Source organism: Paenibacillus sp. SYP-B3998 (assembly GCF_010820665.1).
Lineage (GTDB): Bacteria > Bacillota > Bacilli > Paenibacillales > NBRC-103111 > Paenibacillus_E.
In genome coordinates this window covers 13228-28160 of sequence record NZ_JAAIKC010000008.1, presented here as the reverse complement: position 1 = coordinate 28160, position 14933 = coordinate 13228, and the positions used below count along the sequence as shown (strand labels likewise).

Annotated in this window: 15 protein-coding genes and 1 riboswitch; of the genes, 5 read left to right on the top strand and 10 right to left on the bottom strand. The window is 45.1% G+C overall.

Translation table 11 applies throughout. From position 1 onward, the window contains the following. Window positions 1–125 precede the first annotated feature (125 nt). Window positions 126–1151, bottom strand: coding sequence for a HoxN/HupN/NixA family nickel/cobalt transporter (locus GK047_RS19205; RefSeq protein ID WP_163950413.1), 1026 nt, complete (start codon window positions 1149–1151; stop codon window positions 126–128). Between the two features lie 171 nt (window positions 1152–1322). Here GK047_RS19205 and GK047_RS19200 point away from each other — a divergent pair, with 171 nt between their 5' ends. The 3 genes from GK047_RS19200 (at window position 1323) to GK047_RS19190 (ending at window position 3544) form a co-directional block, all read left to right on the top strand. Next, entirely contained in the window at window positions 1323–2135 is an 813-nt protein-coding gene (locus GK047_RS19200; protein ID WP_163950411.1) for a sensor histidine kinase, read from the top strand. Then, on the top strand, window positions 2135–2806 hold the full coding sequence (locus tag GK047_RS19195) for a response regulator (RefSeq protein ID WP_163950409.1): 672 nt from the start codon (window positions 2135–2137) through the stop codon (window positions 2804–2806). Before GK047_RS19200 ends, GK047_RS19195 begins: the two co-directional genes overlap by 1 nt. Window positions 2807–2905: 99 nt before the next feature. After that, complete coding sequence (locus GK047_RS19190) at window positions 2906–3544, top strand: YcnI family copper-binding membrane protein (protein WP_481856019.1); 639 nt, start codon at window positions 2906–2908, stop codon at window positions 3542–3544. 55 nt (window positions 3545–3599) lie between these two features. Here GK047_RS19190 and GK047_RS19185 read toward each other — a convergent pair whose 3' ends face one another. The 4 genes from GK047_RS19185 to GK047_RS19170 all read right to left on the bottom strand — a co-directional run bounded on the left by GK047_RS19185 (window position 3600) and on the right by GK047_RS19170 (window position 7226). Continuing rightward, window positions 3600–3863: a YciI family protein gene (locus tag GK047_RS19185; protein WP_163950401.1), complete on the bottom strand. Its 264-nt coding sequence runs from the start codon at window positions 3861–3863 to the stop codon at window positions 3600–3602. A gap of 3 nt (window positions 3864–3866) precedes the next feature. After that, the gene (locus GK047_RS19180) at window positions 3867–4355 is read right to left on the bottom strand and encodes a dihydrofolate reductase (protein ID WP_163950398.1); all 489 of its coding nucleotides are present in this window, start codon (window positions 4353–4355) and stop codon (window positions 3867–3869) included. A gap of 30 nt (window positions 4356–4385) precedes the next feature. Then, window positions 4386–5330 (bottom strand): thymidylate synthase, encoded by a 945-nt coding sequence (locus tag GK047_RS19175; protein ID WP_163950395.1) that lies wholly within the window; start codon window positions 5328–5330, stop codon window positions 4386–4388. 66 nt (window positions 5331–5396) lie between these two features. After that, complete coding sequence (locus GK047_RS19170) at window positions 5397–7226, bottom strand: PAS domain S-box protein (protein WP_163950392.1); 1830 nt, start codon at window positions 7224–7226, stop codon at window positions 5397–5399. A 259-nt stretch (window positions 7227–7485) separates the two neighbouring features. Beyond that, a riboswitch (PreQ1 riboswitch) is annotated at window positions 7486–7529 on the top strand. Window positions 7530–7633: 104 nt separating this feature from the next. Between GK047_RS19170 and queF the strand changes: the two genes are divergently transcribed. Then, window positions 7634–8134: a preQ(1) synthase gene (queF, locus tag GK047_RS19165; protein ID WP_163950389.1), complete on the top strand. Its 501-nt coding sequence runs from the start codon at window positions 7634–7636 to the stop codon at window positions 8132–8134. A gap of 80 nt (window positions 8135–8214) precedes the next feature. On the opposite strand, the gene GK047_RS19160 is transcribed toward queF, so the two are convergent. Together GK047_RS19160 and GK047_RS19155 are read right to left on the bottom strand one after the other, a co-directional pair. After that, window positions 8215–9978 (bottom strand): sensor histidine kinase, encoded by a 1764-nt coding sequence (locus GK047_RS19160; RefSeq protein WP_163950386.1) that lies wholly within the window; start codon window positions 9976–9978, stop codon window positions 8215–8217. After that, entirely contained in the window at window positions 9975–10688 is a 714-nt protein-coding gene (locus GK047_RS19155; protein WP_163950383.1) for a response regulator transcription factor, read from the bottom strand. The genes GK047_RS19160 and GK047_RS19155 overlap by 4 nt, the downstream gene beginning before the upstream one ends. Window positions 10689–10806: 118 nt before the next feature. Here GK047_RS19155 and GK047_RS19150 point away from each other — a divergent pair, with 118 nt between their 5' ends. Continuing rightward, window positions 10807–12033 carry a DUF418 domain-containing protein gene (locus tag GK047_RS19150; RefSeq protein ID WP_240344047.1) on the top strand — a complete coding sequence of 409 codons (1227 nt, stop codon included), beginning with the start codon at window positions 10807–10809 and terminating at the stop codon, window positions 12031–12033. 95 nt (window positions 12034–12128) lie between these two features. Here GK047_RS19150 and GK047_RS19145 read toward each other — a convergent pair whose 3' ends face one another. The 3 genes from GK047_RS19145 to phnL are packed head-to-tail and all read right to left on the bottom strand — an operon-like array spanning window position 12129 to window position 14895. After that, on the bottom strand, window positions 12129–12989 hold the full coding sequence (locus GK047_RS19145; RefSeq protein ID WP_163950380.1) for a PHP domain-containing protein: 861 nt from the start codon (window positions 12987–12989) through the stop codon (window positions 12129–12131). Next, window positions 12986–14182 carry a phosphonate metabolism protein PhnM gene (gene phnM / locus GK047_RS19140; RefSeq protein ID WP_163950377.1) on the bottom strand — a complete coding sequence of 399 codons (1197 nt, stop codon included), beginning with the start codon at window positions 14180–14182 and terminating at the stop codon, window positions 12986–12988. The genes GK047_RS19145 and phnM overlap by 4 nt, the downstream gene beginning before the upstream one ends. Beyond that, window positions 14182–14895 (bottom strand): phosphonate C-P lyase system protein PhnL, encoded by a 714-nt coding sequence (gene phnL, locus GK047_RS19135; protein ID WP_163950374.1) that lies wholly within the window; start codon window positions 14893–14895, stop codon window positions 14182–14184. The genes phnM and phnL overlap by 1 nt, the downstream gene beginning before the upstream one ends. Window positions 14896–14933: the final 38 nt, after the last annotated feature.

The following is a 14933-nucleotide window of genomic DNA, read 5'->3' as shown; positions in this document are numbered from 1 at the left end:
CTTTCAACGTAATTCGGCAAAATCCTTTTTTTAGGTTCCCCTTAACGAAATATTAACGTTCCATTATTTGACATAATAAAAAACGATAGCCTTCAGTATGTTAACTGCGGCTACCGCTCTCCTTCTTACACTTTGGCATTCCATCGTTCTTCAATTCTCATCCATTTCCAAATACCAACCGAAATCGCCCATGCCAAGACAAACAATCCGACAAGAACATAACCCAGGGTTCCAAAATCCAAATCCTGCAGCCACGTCCAGAAGGTACCCTCCATACCAATCTCTTCGGAGAGAACCTGAGCTAACTCGACTACACCGATAATAAGTGCCGCGATGACAGCCAAGGTGGTCACTGTTAAATTATAGTACAATTTGCGAACGGGCGTATGAAAGGCCCAGCGGTAGGCCCTAGTCATGAACATGCCATCGGCTGTATCAAAAAGGCTCATTCCCGCAGCGAACAGCAGCGGAAGTGAGATTACACCGATGAACGGAATCGCATCTTTAGCAGCATTCGCTGAGATCGCAAGCAAAGCGATTTCACTTGCTGTATCAAACCCGAGACCGAACAAGAAACCGAGTGGATAAACATGCCAACTTTTCCCAATAAAACGAAATAACGGTTTCATCATTCTTGCAATGAATCCTCTGGATTGAAGCAATTCCTCAAACTCATCGTCGCTATGTTCCCCATTGCGAAATTTCTTAAACAAGCGATACAAGTTCATAAGGATAAGTAAATTTAGAATACCGATTATAACAAGAAAGCAACCGGACACTGAAGCACCGATAACCCCACCGAATCGTTGTAACCAAGGAAGTTCCCGCGCTGCCCACTGGACGGAGAATGCGGTTGCAATCGCCATCAGGAAAACTACCGAAGAATGTCCTAGCGAGAAGTAAAAACCAACACCAAGCGGATTTTTCTTTTGCTGAACAAGCTTGCGCACGGTGTTATCAATAGCGGCAATGTGATCAACATCAAAAGCATGACGTACACCGAGTGTGTAAGCAAGCAAACCGATAGCCCAGAAAGCAGGCGCTGTCTTTGCTACCGTATACAAACCAATGAGTCCCAGAATGTGCAGGAGTATAATGAAACCAACATACCCGCCCCAGCTTTTTTTCTGCTGCATGATCGCTTTCCACATAGAATTCCCTCCAACTGCTTTGATCTCGTGCCACGAATTACTAATAATGTAGCACACGTGTGCATGATTGAGAAGATGATCCCTTGTTTTTTGTGAAGAATTCTAATTTTTATCCTGTTATAATAGAAACCATTCCAACTACTAGGTCTATTAAAGGAGCAAATGGATACGATGTCGCTGCGCACACTGAAATTGTTTACCATCTTATTGCCTGTCCTCATAATCGGCGGCTTTGAGTATATACGGCATGAATTTCTATTGAATTATTTAACGATGGAAGCAGGAAATTTCACGATTACAGTCATTACCTTCCTACTATCCTATCTTTTCGCTTCATGGATGTTTCAGAGCATTGAACGTACGAACGAAAAATTGGCTGCGGGGGAGGCTCGCAGAGCTGTTTACGAAGAGCGTGAGCGGCTAGCGAGAGAACTGCATGATGATCTGGCTCAAACGCTTTTCTTTCTTAATGTGAAATTGAAACAAGGTCATCTGGAAGAGGCAAGAGGTGCCGTCTCGGAGATTGATAACTCGCTTCGCCAAGCTATTTTCAATTTACGGACACCTCCTGAGGAAGGCACGGGCTTCAAACAACGCATTCATACCTGGCTGCAGGATTGGCAGCTTGTGACGGGAATTGAATTGCAGAAGACGATTACGCTAACCGAAAATAGCTTTAGTTCAGCAGAAGAAGTACAGCTGTTCGGTATCATTCAAGAAGCCTTCACGAACATTCGCAAGCACTCCATGGCAACATCAGCCACGATTGTGTTCGAGGTCTCTCCTATGGGATGGAGGTTAACCATCACGGATGACGGCTGTGGGTTACTTGAAGACGCGTTGAGTAGCAAGAAATATGGCATCGAATTAATGCATAAGCGAGCCGCTGAACTTGGCGCATCACTGGAACTGCGCGCAAGTGGAACGGAAGATTTGCCTAGTGGCACTAGGCTTGACGTGTATAGTTTAAGGAGGAAAGCTTAATGGTAGCCAAGCAGCCTTATCGCGTTCTTATCGCAGACGATCACCCCTTAGCTCGTAAAGCCATCCGCAGTATGCTAGAACCGGATTCCGCCTTTTTCATTGTCGGTGAAGCTTTTAACGGTGAAGAAGCCGTTCTTTTATGTAATGAGCTCAAACCCGACGTTGTCCTCATGGACATTCATATGACTCCTGTAAATGGCCTTGAAGCCACACGCCGCATTAAACAATTGCATGCATCGACTCGCATCGTCATGCTGACCGTTTCTGATGACGTAGCCGACCTCTTCACAGCCCTGCAATTCGGGGCACAAGGGTATCTCCTCAAAAACATGGATCCCGACGAGTGGCTTACTTATCTGCATGCTTTGCTGGATGATAATTCGGAAGTCGCCCGGCTAATGGCGGACAAGCTATTCCATCGCTTCCGGGCACCAATCCGAGCCGATTCGATCGGCCCCAATCCTGCTATGCTCACCACACGCGAACAAGAAATCACCACTTATGTGGCAATGGGCAACAACAATCGACAAATCGCTGAAATTCTTCTGATCTCGGAACACACCGTCAAAAATCACATGAAAAATATTTTAGAGAAGCTTCAATTTGAAAATCGTGTTCAGCTCACAGCTTTCGCTATTAAATTCGGTTTGACACGAAAAGGACAAAATTAGTCGAATAAATAGCCCGTTCGAGTCATATGGTTTTACTTGTCGTTCAGGTAAGATGGACTTCATGATATAAGCTATTGATTCGAAAGGGGAATACAAACTGTGTTAAAAAAATTAATGTTAAATCTATCTCTTTTACTTGTTTGCTCCATGTTGCTTGCTGGAATTGCAAGCGCCCATGTCGTGGTATACCCGAAAGAAACAACACAAGGCACTTACGAGAAATTCACCGTGCGTGTTCCAAGTGAGAAAGAAATTCCAACTGTTAAAGTAGAAGTGAAGTTCCCATTAGACTCCGTTGCGATTTCCCGCTTTGAACCTAAAGCAGGTTGGACTTATGAAATTACCAAAGATACCTCAGGTAAAATCACAGGCGTCATCTGGAAAGCTGCTGGAGACGGATTAGCTAGCACGGAATTCGGCGATTTCAATATGCAAGGTAAAGTAGCGGATGCTGCTACACAAATCGTCTGGAAAGCCTACCAAACTTACAAAGATGGCAGTGTTGTCGAATGGGTTGGCGCTGACGGAGCAGATAAACCTGCATCTGTAACAACGGTTAAAGCAAAAGCAGCTGGCGGAACAACTACAGACAGCCATGGTCAAACAAAGACTGGAAAAGCAGCTGAGGGTAGTAATTCTTCCTCTTCTTCTTCCAATACGGCGCTGTATCTGTCAATCGCAGCAGTCGTATTAGGCGCTTTAGCCTTAATCGTTTCACTCGTGAGAAAACGCAAATAAAACAAATCCCCGAGAACCCTCTGCTCAGGCAGAGGCATCTCGGGGATTTTTGATTTTAAGCAATAACCAGTTCCCATTCATGAATTTGGCAATGTCTAGCTCCCACTTTTACAATCGGATCTTCCTCAGCGAGTATCTTCGCTTCCTCCAACGTCTCGGCCTTATAAATCACAAGACCTCCCCAGCCATCTACAAAGCGTCCATTCGCATATATCTTCCCTTCATTTCTGAGCTTCTCTAAATAGACGAGATGCTCGGGACGATACTGTTTACTCAACTCTTCATCCTTCATTTGCAGGAATACAGCGAAATATTTCATGGACTAAGCCTTCTTTCTATCATAGATTCGGAAGTAATAGTCGTATGGATTTTTCTCATTGCGCTCGCCTTGTTCCGTAGAAACTAATGTCCATTCCGATAAGTCTGTTTCAGCAAAATAGGTATCCGCCTCAAACTCATCATCAATGTAAGTAACATACTTACGCTCTACGTTGACAGCCAACAGCTTGAAAATTTCCGCGCCGCCGATCACGAATAGCTCTTCGTCACGGAACATTCCCACCACTTCATCAACGGAATGAACAACCTCGCACCCCTCCGCTTGGAACTCCGCATTCTGTGTCAATATAATATTGCGTCTGCCAGGTAGCGGTTTACCGATGGATTCATACGTTTTGCGCCCCATAAGGATGGGATGCCCCATTGTAACTGATTTAAAAAATTTCAAATCCGCCGGTAAATGCCAAGGCAGCTTATTGTTGATACCAATCGCTCGATTCCGATCCATCGCAAAAATAAATGAGATACTCATAACAAGCTCACGTCCTTCCGTTCATTATAATTATACAGCTACGGGAGCTTTAATCGTTGGATGTGGATGATAGTCGACGATCTCAATGTCGCTCATTTCAAACTCAAACACCGAATTCACATCTGCATTCAGCTTGAGGGTTGGCAGATCTCGCGGTTCGCGACCGAGCTGCGTCTGAATTTGTTCAAGGTGATTCGTGTAAATATGAGCATCTCCGATCGTATGTACGAACTCTCCAACTTGAAGGCCGCACTCATGAGCAATCAGATGGGTTAAAAGCGCATAACTGGCAATATTGAAAGGGATGCCAAGAAACGTATCTCCGCTTCGTTGATACAATTGACAAGACAGCCTGCCCTCCGCCACATAAAATTGGAACAACATATGACATGGCGGGAGCGCCATGCTCGGCACATCTTCGGGGTTCCAAGCCGATACAAGGATTCTACGGGAATCCGGATTCGTCTTGATCGTGTGAATAGCCTCTTTCAGTTGATCAATCGTTCCTCCCTGCCGCGTTGTCCAATCTCGCCATTGTTTACCGTAAACGTCCCCTAATTCACCATATTGCCCCGCAAAGACCTCGTCTTCCAGTATACGCTGAACGAATATGCTCATTTGCATGTCATATTCCTGCTTGAACGACTCGTCCTGCTGCGAACGAAGACCAAAGTTACTCATATCCGGTCCAGAATAATCAACGCTTTCTACCCATTTCTTAAACGCCCATTCATTCCAAATATGGTTGTTATGCTGAAGCAGATAGCGAATATTGGTATCGCCTTTAATAAACCACAGTAATTCACTGGCAATTAATCGAAAGGGCACTCTTTTGGTCGTTAGTAATGGAAATTCTTTGGATAGGTCAAAACGAAGTTGCCTTCCAAATACCGAGATCGTTCCGGTTCCTGTACGATCTTCTTTTCTCGTGCCGTTGTCTAAGATGTCTTGCAATAGCTCTAGATACGCCTTCAACCTTTGTTACCTCCATCTCACTCTCACCTAATCTACTTTCTATTTTACACGCTAACCGAACAGGCATCAATGCGAATCCCCGGAATCTGAACCTACACGAGGCAGCTTAATGGTGAAAGCGGCGCCCTGATCGGGCATATTTTCAACGGAAATCGTCCCTCCGTGATTTTGAATAATTTTATAACTAACAACAAGACCCAGGCCTGTACCATTTAGTTTCGTTGTAAAAAAAGGCTGTCCGATACTGCTCAACTGATCGAAAGGAATGCCAGGACCTTGATCCGTAATGGTCACTTTAATATTTCCTTCTTCTAGCTCGACTACAATTTTGATTTCTCCACCGCTTGGCATCGCTTCGATGGCATTCTTAAGTAAATTGATAAACACCTGCTTCAACTGATTACTATCGCATAGAACAGCAAGGTGATTTGCCTTGAAATCGCGTACGATTTGCACATTATTCAGCATCCCTTGTGTTTCTACTAGAGGACTCACTTGATTAATGATTTCGCATAAATCCATCGCTTGTTCGGTCTTAAGACTGGGCTTCGCTAAAAGAAGGAGCTCCCCCGTAATAAGTTCGATGCGCTCTATTTCTGATCTAATAATGTCAAAATAATGATGGGAGTCTGGGTATCTGATTTGCGTAAGCTGAACGAAACCTTTAATAGCCGTTAACGGATTACGGATCTCATGAGCGATGCCAGCCGCCAACTGTCCGACGGCGTTAAGTTTATCCGATACACGCATTAGCTCTTCGGTTTTGATATGTTCTGTCACATCGCGAAGCAGCAGATGAAAAGCGGGCTCATCCTCATAAACAGCAGGTATACTCGTCATTTCAACGTGGATGGTCTGACCGTCCAAACGTGTAAATTTCTGAAGCTGCGCACGGTAAATTTTACCTTGATGGCCCTTTGCTAACCGCTTCTGAATATCCGGATGTTCTTCGGGATCATGGAAAGTACACACAGAGTGACCTATCACTTGCTCGGCTTGACTCGCTCCAAGCAAGGCTAGACCTGCCGGATTGCTATATACCCAGACGCCTTTTTTTACAATCATGAACGCATCCGGCCAATTTTCCACAAGATGTTTAAATGAAGCTTCATGCTGCTTGGCTTGACGAGATAACGCTTTCTGTACAGTCAAATCGCGCAAAATAGCCGCCAGCATAATGACATCTCCATGCACATTTCTGATGGGCGAAACGGACATACTCACCTCTATATCCGTTCCATCCTTATGTTTTTGTACAGTCTCTAAATTATGTACGAATTGGCCAAGAATTACTTTATGAATAATCCCTTCAAACTTTAATCGTTGGTCCGAAGACGTTATTGGCAGCTTCACACCCATTACTTCATCTTCCTGCCAGCCAGATAATTGCGTGAAAGCCTTGTTAACTTGCAGCACATGGCCTTCTAAATCATAAATCATAATGGCATCGGATGAGTTTTGAATGAAAGATTCGTATTTCTCCTTCGTTGCTCTTAACTCTTCCTCTTGTCTTTTTATCTGGGTTATATCTTGAATCAATGCTATGTAGTTAGTTGTATGTTGTTGTGAAATGTCGCTGTTTTTGCTTAATCCCTGAACAAGCCCCCAAATAATATGCCCTTCTTTATGCAAATACCGTTTCTCCATGTGAAAAGTGGCTGGGGCTTGATCGATAAAGGTAAGACGCTTACTTGTAATTATGCGATCTTCAGGATGCGTAAACTCATGAACACTCATTTGAAGTAATTCTTCTTCTGTATAGCCAATAAATCGAGAGAAAATGGCATTTACTTTTAAGATTTGACCATTTTCCTCAATCATCACTACACCGATTGGCGCAAGTTCAAAAAGGGCAGTCACTGGATCTTTAAGAGAATTTCCTTTTACAATTGTCATGGTTCATTTCACCCTACCTACCCAATTCGGATATTTAAAAAACCATTTTGAACCTTCTTACGGAATCCTAATTATCTTGCTGCAAAACAGCGGAAATAAAGCTTATAGACAGTATACAATGGCGCTCCTCGACTTGGCTATAAGCACCCTCCGTTTCCAAATAATGTGTATTAACATATTATTGATGCATTTTTTGAGTGGTTGTGGTAGAGTTTCTAGTGAAAACTAAAGAAGACACATCTACGAGTTATTAACGCTCATAGGAGAGGTTCGCAAATTCCCTCTATAAAAAACTAAGGAGAAACGTACCCTAGGTATCGTTTTTTTCGTGTTTATTAGTTTGAAACAGAGCCGATTTCAAGCGTCTGAGTCTTCTTTTCGTTTAGAAAAGAAAGGGGATTTTACCCATGTCAGCAGGAAGAAGTCACGCAGATTTGAAAGACATTACCTTGTTAGGTAACCAAGGGACCCAGTACATTTTCAACTATGACCCGAAATTATTGGAAGCCTTCGATAACAAGCACCCTGACCGCGCTTATTTCGTCAAATTCAACTTCCCGGAATTCACAAGCCTATGTCCTGTAACGGGACAGCCGGACTTCGCAACGCTCTATATCTCCTACATTCCGAACATTAAAATGGTTGAGAGCAAATCGCTCAAACTGTATTTGTTCAGCTTCAGGAACCACGGCGATTTCCACGAAGACTGCGTCAATATCATCATGAATGATTTAATCGACCTTATGGACCCGCGCTACATCGAAGTATGGGGAAAATTCACGCCACGCGGCGGTATTTCCATCGATCCTTATTGCAATTATGGACAGCCTGGAACCAAATACGAAGCTATGGCTGAGCATCGACTCATGAACCATGACCTGTATCCGGAAAAAATAGATAATCGGTAATCTATAAAAAGCTAATAAAAAAATCTTCCTCAGCATGAAATGAGGAAGATTTTTTTATTAAACACAGGTTCGATGCTCATCTAATGAACCGTGTCAGGGCTGCGAAACGGGGCCTGAGGAAACCGCAAAATAACTCTCGTCCCCCTGCCTATTTGGGACTCCACTTTGATCGTGCCATGATGTGCGGTAACAATCGCATTGGCAATGCTCATGCCAAGTCCCGCTCCATCAGTGCCTTCCTCCGTATTCGTACCGCGGTAATATCGTTCGAACAAATTCCGTTTCGTCTCCTCATCCATCCCCTTGCCGTTATCTTCCACGACGATGAGAGCAGCATCCCCCTCTTTTCTCATCTTTACCTTAATCAGCGTACCTGCTGGATTATGCTTGACCGCATTCGTAATCAAGTTGTACAACATCCGCTGAAACCACTTGGCATTGGCTTTCACGATCAAATCCGTTTCTTCCTCTTCAAAAACAAAGGAAACGTGCTGAATGGTTACATCATTCACATACCTGAGCACGACGCGACGCACAAATTCATTCAGTTCGATGTCTTCGAGTGGAAAGCTAATCGCTTTATTTTTTAATTGGAACGTTAAGGAGAAGTCCTGAAGCAGATCAAGCATGAAGTTCCCTTTCTCTCTGATCATCTTTCCCATCTCTTCCAGCTCGGCATCCGTCCATTCAAATTGACCGCTTTCTAGCAGGTGTCCATAGCCTTGTATCGTCGACAATGGCGTTCTAAGATCATGCGAGATGCCCGTCATCCATTCCTCCCTCGTCTTCTCTAAACGCCCCCGTTCCTGCTCCGAAGCGTCCAACTTTGTAGCCATGTCATAGAAGCCAGCAATGACTTCTTTATACAGCCGGTAGCGCAAGCGGATTGTGCCATTTTTACGAAACACCTTCTTCCGGTCCTTCTCGGTTAATGCTTCATGATAGTGTCCCTGTCCCATCCGCTCGAACCAATCTGCAAACAGCAGCAACGGCTGACCGTAACGGTAACCGTGCCATACTGCGAAAGCGAAGGTCAGCAGCAGCACGAATAGGCCCGAAATGACAAGCACTAGGATGACATCATGAAGGATGGGCTGGCTGGCAAAAGCGCCCCCTTCCTTGGGAACTTGCAGAATCCAGATATATCCCGAAGATTGGTCGTAATAAAAGGACATGTTCGATGGATAGCTACCAGGTTCCGACTGCATCGAGATCAAGTCCAGAGGACGGTAAGGCTCCTGGCGCACCGAGGGGCCGACCGTTTGAACAATTTGTCCCCCAGCATCAATAATTTGTAAATTTTCTTTGGACTGCGTAAGCTGTGATTCAAGCTCTATGACTGCATCAGAACGGATCAGCCCATTCTCTACATAGGAGCTTAACCAGGCCTGCAGCCTCTCCGCCCCGTGATCCTCGCTTCCGAGCATATAAAGAAACGGCTTACCTTCTGTCGTATCCAGCTTCGTCATTACTCGAAATACCTCATAGTGTCCTGTCTCTTGGATTTGGAGAAGATCGCTTACACCATAAGATGTTTTTAACTGTGCAGGCACGTTTGCCGAATAAATAACTTGTCCGTTGCCGTCTAAGACTTGCAGCCAGTAGCCCCGCTCAGTAAGACGCGAAATCCACCGTGAAGGGATTGTTAGGTCCCCGCCTTTTAAGACAGTTTCCGTGATAATGGTATCCATGGCCCCTGAAGGAAAGTTTCTTTTCAAATCTTGATTCACTAAATATTGAATGATCAAGAGCAGGGCTGCTATCAAGGTAACCATAACAAACACCCATAAGAAAAAAAACTGAACAGTGAAGTGAATGGCAAGCCTCCTTCTGATCTGTCTCATCCGTTTTTTTCCTTCATTAATTTATAGCCAAGCCCGCGTACCGTTACCAGATAACGAGGCTCGCTTGGGTCCGGTTCAATCCGCTCGCGAATTTTGCGGATATGAACCATCACCGTATTGTCGTCTCCGACTCCCCCGATTCCCCATACCGCATCATATAATTGCGACTTGGAGAAAACGATATTCGGATTTTTACACAAAAACTGCAGCAATTGATACGCCTGGGCTGGACAAGGAACCGAGTCGCCATTCACTAATAGCTCCCCTGCATATTCGTCCAACACGAACGCTCCAAAGTCATATCGGTTCCGGGTGTCCTCTGTCCGCTGTATCGAAGATTGAACGCCTCTTCGCAGCCTTGCCTTGATTCTTGCCGCGATTCCGAGCGGATTGAACGGTTTGGTCACATAATCATCTCCACCAGTAGCAAAACCGGTCAGTACATCAAGATCGGACGTTCTTGCTGTTAAATAAATAAGGTGCGCATCCGATAGCTCACGAATTTTCGGACACAGTTCGAATCCGGTTAGGTCGGGCAGCATAACGTCCAACAAAATAATATCCGCCCCGTGCTTGGCAAGCAGCATGAGCGCTTCCTGCCCCGTCCCTGCTGAATAAATATGACGAAACCCCTCTTTGCGCAATACCATTTCAATCAATTGAACAATCGACTTCTCATCATCGATCAATAATATTTTTGCGTTGTGCATGAAATCCCTCCAAAGGTATTATACCGAATAAACCTTAATTCGAGCTAAACGCTGCTCCTCCGTGTTAAGCCAAAATTAAGATAAGCTTTAGCTGGTCTTCAATCTGTCATGTTATATTATGGTCGAGGTGATAGATTTGGTTGAACGACAACACAGAATGCGAATCGTCGATGGCATGCGGGGATTCAGCTTATTGGGCATTTTGATGGCAAACATGCTTATTTTTCAATATGGGATATGGGGAAAGGACGAAATGCAGTTCTATTCCTTATCTCAACCAGATTCGATTGCAAAAATTCTCGTAAACATTCTCGTCGAGGGCAGTTTCATGCCGATTTTCACATTCCTATTCGGCTTTGGGCTTATTAAGATGAAAGAGAATCTAGAGCGCAAAGGTTTGAAACCGAAACGATATTTGTCCCGCCGGTTTCTTCTCCTGTTCGCTATTGGCGCTGTGCATGCCAACTTTTTGTGGGAAGGCGATATCTTAACCTTTTATGGCTGCATGGGCTTTTTTCTGCTCCTATTTATGAATCGGAAGGCCAAAACGCTGCTAATATGGGGGCTGATCCTATTGTCGCTGTCCGGCATGCTCGGGTTTGCGCCTGAAGATCCAAATCATCCTTCCACGAAGGATAGCAGCACTCGTATGGAAACATACGTCAAGGAAACAATCCATATTTATGGAACGGGCACCTACGAAGAAATCAAGCACCACCGGAATACTTCAGATCCGCTTGGTATGGATGGCTTATTTATTCTCATCGCGCTGCTGTTCGCTCCACTCATTGCTGCACCATTATTTCTATTTGGTATGTATGCCGCAAAGAAACAATGGTTCCAGAATCCGGATGACGAGCGGCTCGTTTATTTAAAACGAATGTTGCTCTTCCTTCCCGCAGGACTGCTCCTGAAATCCCTAAAGCACCTATTTCCAGGGCAAGGTTGGAGTGCAGCAGGTGAGATGATCGGCGCGAGCCTCTTATCATTTGGATATATATTCGCCTTTGCCGCGCTATACATGGCAGCGAAGTCTTCGCCTTGGCTTCTACGCTTCGAAGCCGTCGGGAAGCTATCCTTGACGAATTATCTGCTGCAAACGATCATCTGCACGACGCTCTTTTACGGCTACGGGCTTGGATGGTTCGGCAAGATCGGCGTTATCGCAGGATGTGCGCTCGCACTTGCTATCTATGCGGCACAGCTCTTTGCCAGTCGTTGGTATTTAACACGCTTTGACTCGGGGCCAGTTGAGCGGCTGCTGCGCATGTGGACCTACTTTTCCTTATCTGGAGAATCAAAAAGAAGTGCTGCGTCCAAGTCCTCCCCAACCTCAGCTTCATAGCTCTAAGATCAGACTTGTACGCAGCACTAACTTCAATAAGTTTCGCATTTTCACCATCCTGCCAAGGGTGGTTTTTTCTTTTAATACAATTCAAGTTATAGGTGCTTGCCTACTCTGCTCATCAATGCTTCTAGATTTGCCTTGCCAGGACTTTTGCTACCCAGAGGGAAACCTGGAGAATCGGTATAAAAGCCATGAAAGTCCGAACCTCCCGTTTGTAAAAGATTAAAAGCGTCCGCAGCATCTTTGGCTTGCTGTTCCGCTGCCTGATTATGTGAAGGATGCCACACTTCAATTCCTTGCAAGCCTGCGTCAACTAACTCTGGAATTGCTGGGAAATTGCCCATTTGTCCAGGATGCGCGAGAACAGGAATTCCTCCAGCCTCGGCTATCGCCTTAATCGCATCAAACATATTGATGTAGGTGATGGTTTGGTAGGCAAGACCTCTTGCGATCCCCTTGGCCTGATCGCCACGGGCGAATAGCTTTTTATATAATTCACCATAGATGGTTGATGTATAACCAGCGTCGAGCAAAGCATGCATAATATGCTGCTTGTACACGCCAGTACCTCTGGCGGAATACTGACCAACCTGCTGCCATGAAATGTTGTAGCCAGCGGCTATAATTTGCTCTACCATCTCATAGGAGGCCTCATGCCTTCGTTGGATCAATGGATCGCACAGCTGGGAGAGCGCCGAATGTCCAGGTGTAACAAACAACCCCAAAATATGAGCGCGTACCCCGCGCTTATGATCGTAAGCGGAGATTTCAATGCCAGGAATAATATTCACGCCATATTTCGCTCCATGAAGAATGGCGCTGGGTAAGCCTATCGTCGTATCATGATCTGTAATGGCCAGATGCTGGACGCCTTGCTCCTTGGCCAAGCCAATAACCTCTTCGATCGAGTAAGAATTGTCGGAGATATGTGTGTGACAATGAAGATCAATCATCGTAGTTCCTCTCCCTGCACTTGAAAATAATCCGACTGGTATACGAACTTACCTGCGATTAAGGTTTTACGCACGAGTGGATAACCGTTTCTCATTTCCACCAAAACCAAATCCGCTACTTTTCCAACCTCAATTGAACCAAACTCTTGATCGATGCCTAACGCCTGTGCAGGATTCAATGTAACCATTCGAACCGCTTGTGCCAACCCTACGGCCGTATCACTGATTTTGCTTACTGCAGGAAGCAATGATGGCGGATGGTAATCTGAGCACAGAATGTCAACGGCGCCTGCCTCAATGGCATCCATGGCTCGTAAGTTTTTGTTATGTGAAGCGCCTCTTACAATATTCGGCGCCCCTACGCTCACGTACATACCCTGAGCTTTTGCGGCTTTTGCGGCATCTAAGCTAACCGGAAATTCACTAATCCATATACCAAGCTCTCTCATAAATTGAACTTTATCTGCTGTATCGTCATCATGCGACGCAAGCTGTACACGTTTCTCTTTAGCCAGTTGGATTAAATCCTTGAGCTTCTCCCAATCTACCTGCTGCTGGCAGGCAATCAGTTGATCGACGGTAGCTTCCGCTTCTTCCGTGCTCATGTGCTCCGTTCCGATGAGATAATCGCGCAGCGTTTCTCTCGTCTTGTATTGACCCTGCCCTGGCGTATGATCCATGAAAGAAAGCAGATCAACTTGACCTAGCTCCAACATCTCTTGCACCATCGGGATGCCAGCCACATTCGTCACTTCATAACGAAGATGAACACGATGTCTTAGCATAGAAGGCTCCTGGCGTCTGCGGGCAGCAAACTCAATGATATCGGCAACCATTCTATCGTTGCGAACAGGCGTACCATCTGACGAACAGATAGAATGATACAGGGTGGTAATGCCAACCGCAGCCATCTTTTTTTCCAGCTCATGCATCGCCATTTCTAATGGAAATACAGAGTTCGGACGAGGCTGGATTTCTTTCTCAATCGCATCGCTGTGGGTTTCGATAATCCCAGGCATCAGATGAAGTCCAGCCGCATCAATCACTTGAACATAAGACGTGCATTCAACCTCATTCATCTCCCCTGTCACAATGGCTGCTATCTTGCCTTGTCGAATATGTACGTGTCCCTCTATGATTTCTTCAGGTAAAATCAGCTTGGCGTTTGTTATCCATACTTCATGGGTTCTCATTACGCATGTCCTCCCACCATGATACCATTTCTCATATTAAATTCCTTATCTACAACAGTTTCCATAAAGTCCAAATCATGAAAAATGCCAATCATGCTCGTACCGCCCTTTTTCAATTCAATAATCATGTCTCGTACCGATGCTTTAGATCCTTGATCTAACGAAGCCGTGGGTTCATCCAAAAGCAGGAATTTAGGACGTTTAACCATCGCTCTGGCAAGATTCAAGCGCAGCTTTTCCCCCCCGCTAAACGTATTGGGATAGGAATCCCACAGAGATTCAGATAATTGAAAATGACGTAGTATTGTTCGAGCCTCCGCAACAGCCGCTTCTTTATCCGTTCCTGTTTCTACGAGCACTTCTACTACGCAATCCAAAGCCGTCACACGAGGCAAGACCTTAAGAAACTGGGAGACATAGCCGATTTCTTTTTGTCTGATTTCGAGAATGTCGCGCTCCTTGGCCTCCGCCAAATCAATAAACCCATGCGTGTCTGAATGATAAATCATACGGCCTGAAGATGGGATATACGTACGGTAAATACATTTCAAAATCGTTGATTTGCCAGCGCCGCTTTTACCTGTAATGCCTATAAATTCGCCATGCGCCAGCTCCAAATGAATATCACTGCAGCCCACGATTTGCTTGCCGCCAAATTGGTGGAGCGTGAAAGCTTTCGTTAGGTTCTGAATATGCAAATGAGGTCTCGTCATGCTTATCGCTCCTTTCGCTTTTTCGTTACAAAACTGAT

Coding starts and splice junctions, on each gene's coding strand:
- GK047_RS19160 (WP_163950386.1), bottom strand. CDS start 9,978: ATGAGACAGATCAGAAGGAGGCTTGCCATTCACTTCACTGTTCAGTTT.
- GK047_RS19180 (WP_163950398.1), bottom strand. CDS start 4,355: ATGAGTATCTCATTTATTTTTGCGATGGATCGGAATCGAGCGATTGGT.
- GK047_RS19205 (WP_163950413.1), bottom strand. CDS start 1,151: ATGTGGAAAGCGATCATGCAGCAGAAAAAAAGCTGGGGCGGGTATGTT.
- queF (WP_163950389.1), top strand. CDS start 7,634: ATGTCAGCAGGAAGAAGTCACGCAGATTTGAAAGACATTACCTTGTTA.
- GK047_RS19195 (WP_163950409.1), top strand. CDS start 2,135: ATGGTAGCCAAGCAGCCTTATCGCGTTCTTATCGCAGACGATCACCCC.
- GK047_RS19155 (WP_163950383.1), bottom strand. CDS start 10,688: ATGCACAACGCAAAAATATTATTGATCGATGATGAGAAGTCGATTGTT.
- GK047_RS19145 (WP_163950380.1), bottom strand. CDS start 12,989: ATGATTGATCTTCATTGTCACACACATATCTCCGACAATTCTTACTCG.
- GK047_RS19200 (WP_163950411.1), top strand. CDS start 1,323: ATGTCGCTGCGCACACTGAAATTGTTTACCATCTTATTGCCTGTCCTC.
- phnM (WP_163950377.1), bottom strand. CDS start 14,182: ATGAGAACCCATGAAGTATGGATAACAAACGCCAAGCTGATTTTACCT.
- GK047_RS19150 (WP_240344047.1), top strand. CDS start 10,807: ATGGTCGAGGTGATAGATTTGGTTGAACGACAACACAGAATGCGAATC.
- GK047_RS19185 (WP_163950401.1), bottom strand. CDS start 3,863: ATGAAATATTTCGCTGTATTCCTGCAAATGAAGGATGAAGAGTTGAGT.
- phnL (WP_163950374.1), bottom strand. CDS start 14,895: ATGACGAGACCTCATTTGCATATTCAGAACCTAACGAAAGCTTTCACG.
- GK047_RS19170 (WP_163950392.1), bottom strand. CDS start 7,226: ATGACAATTGTAAAAGGAAATTCTCTTAAAGATCCAGTGACTGCCCTT.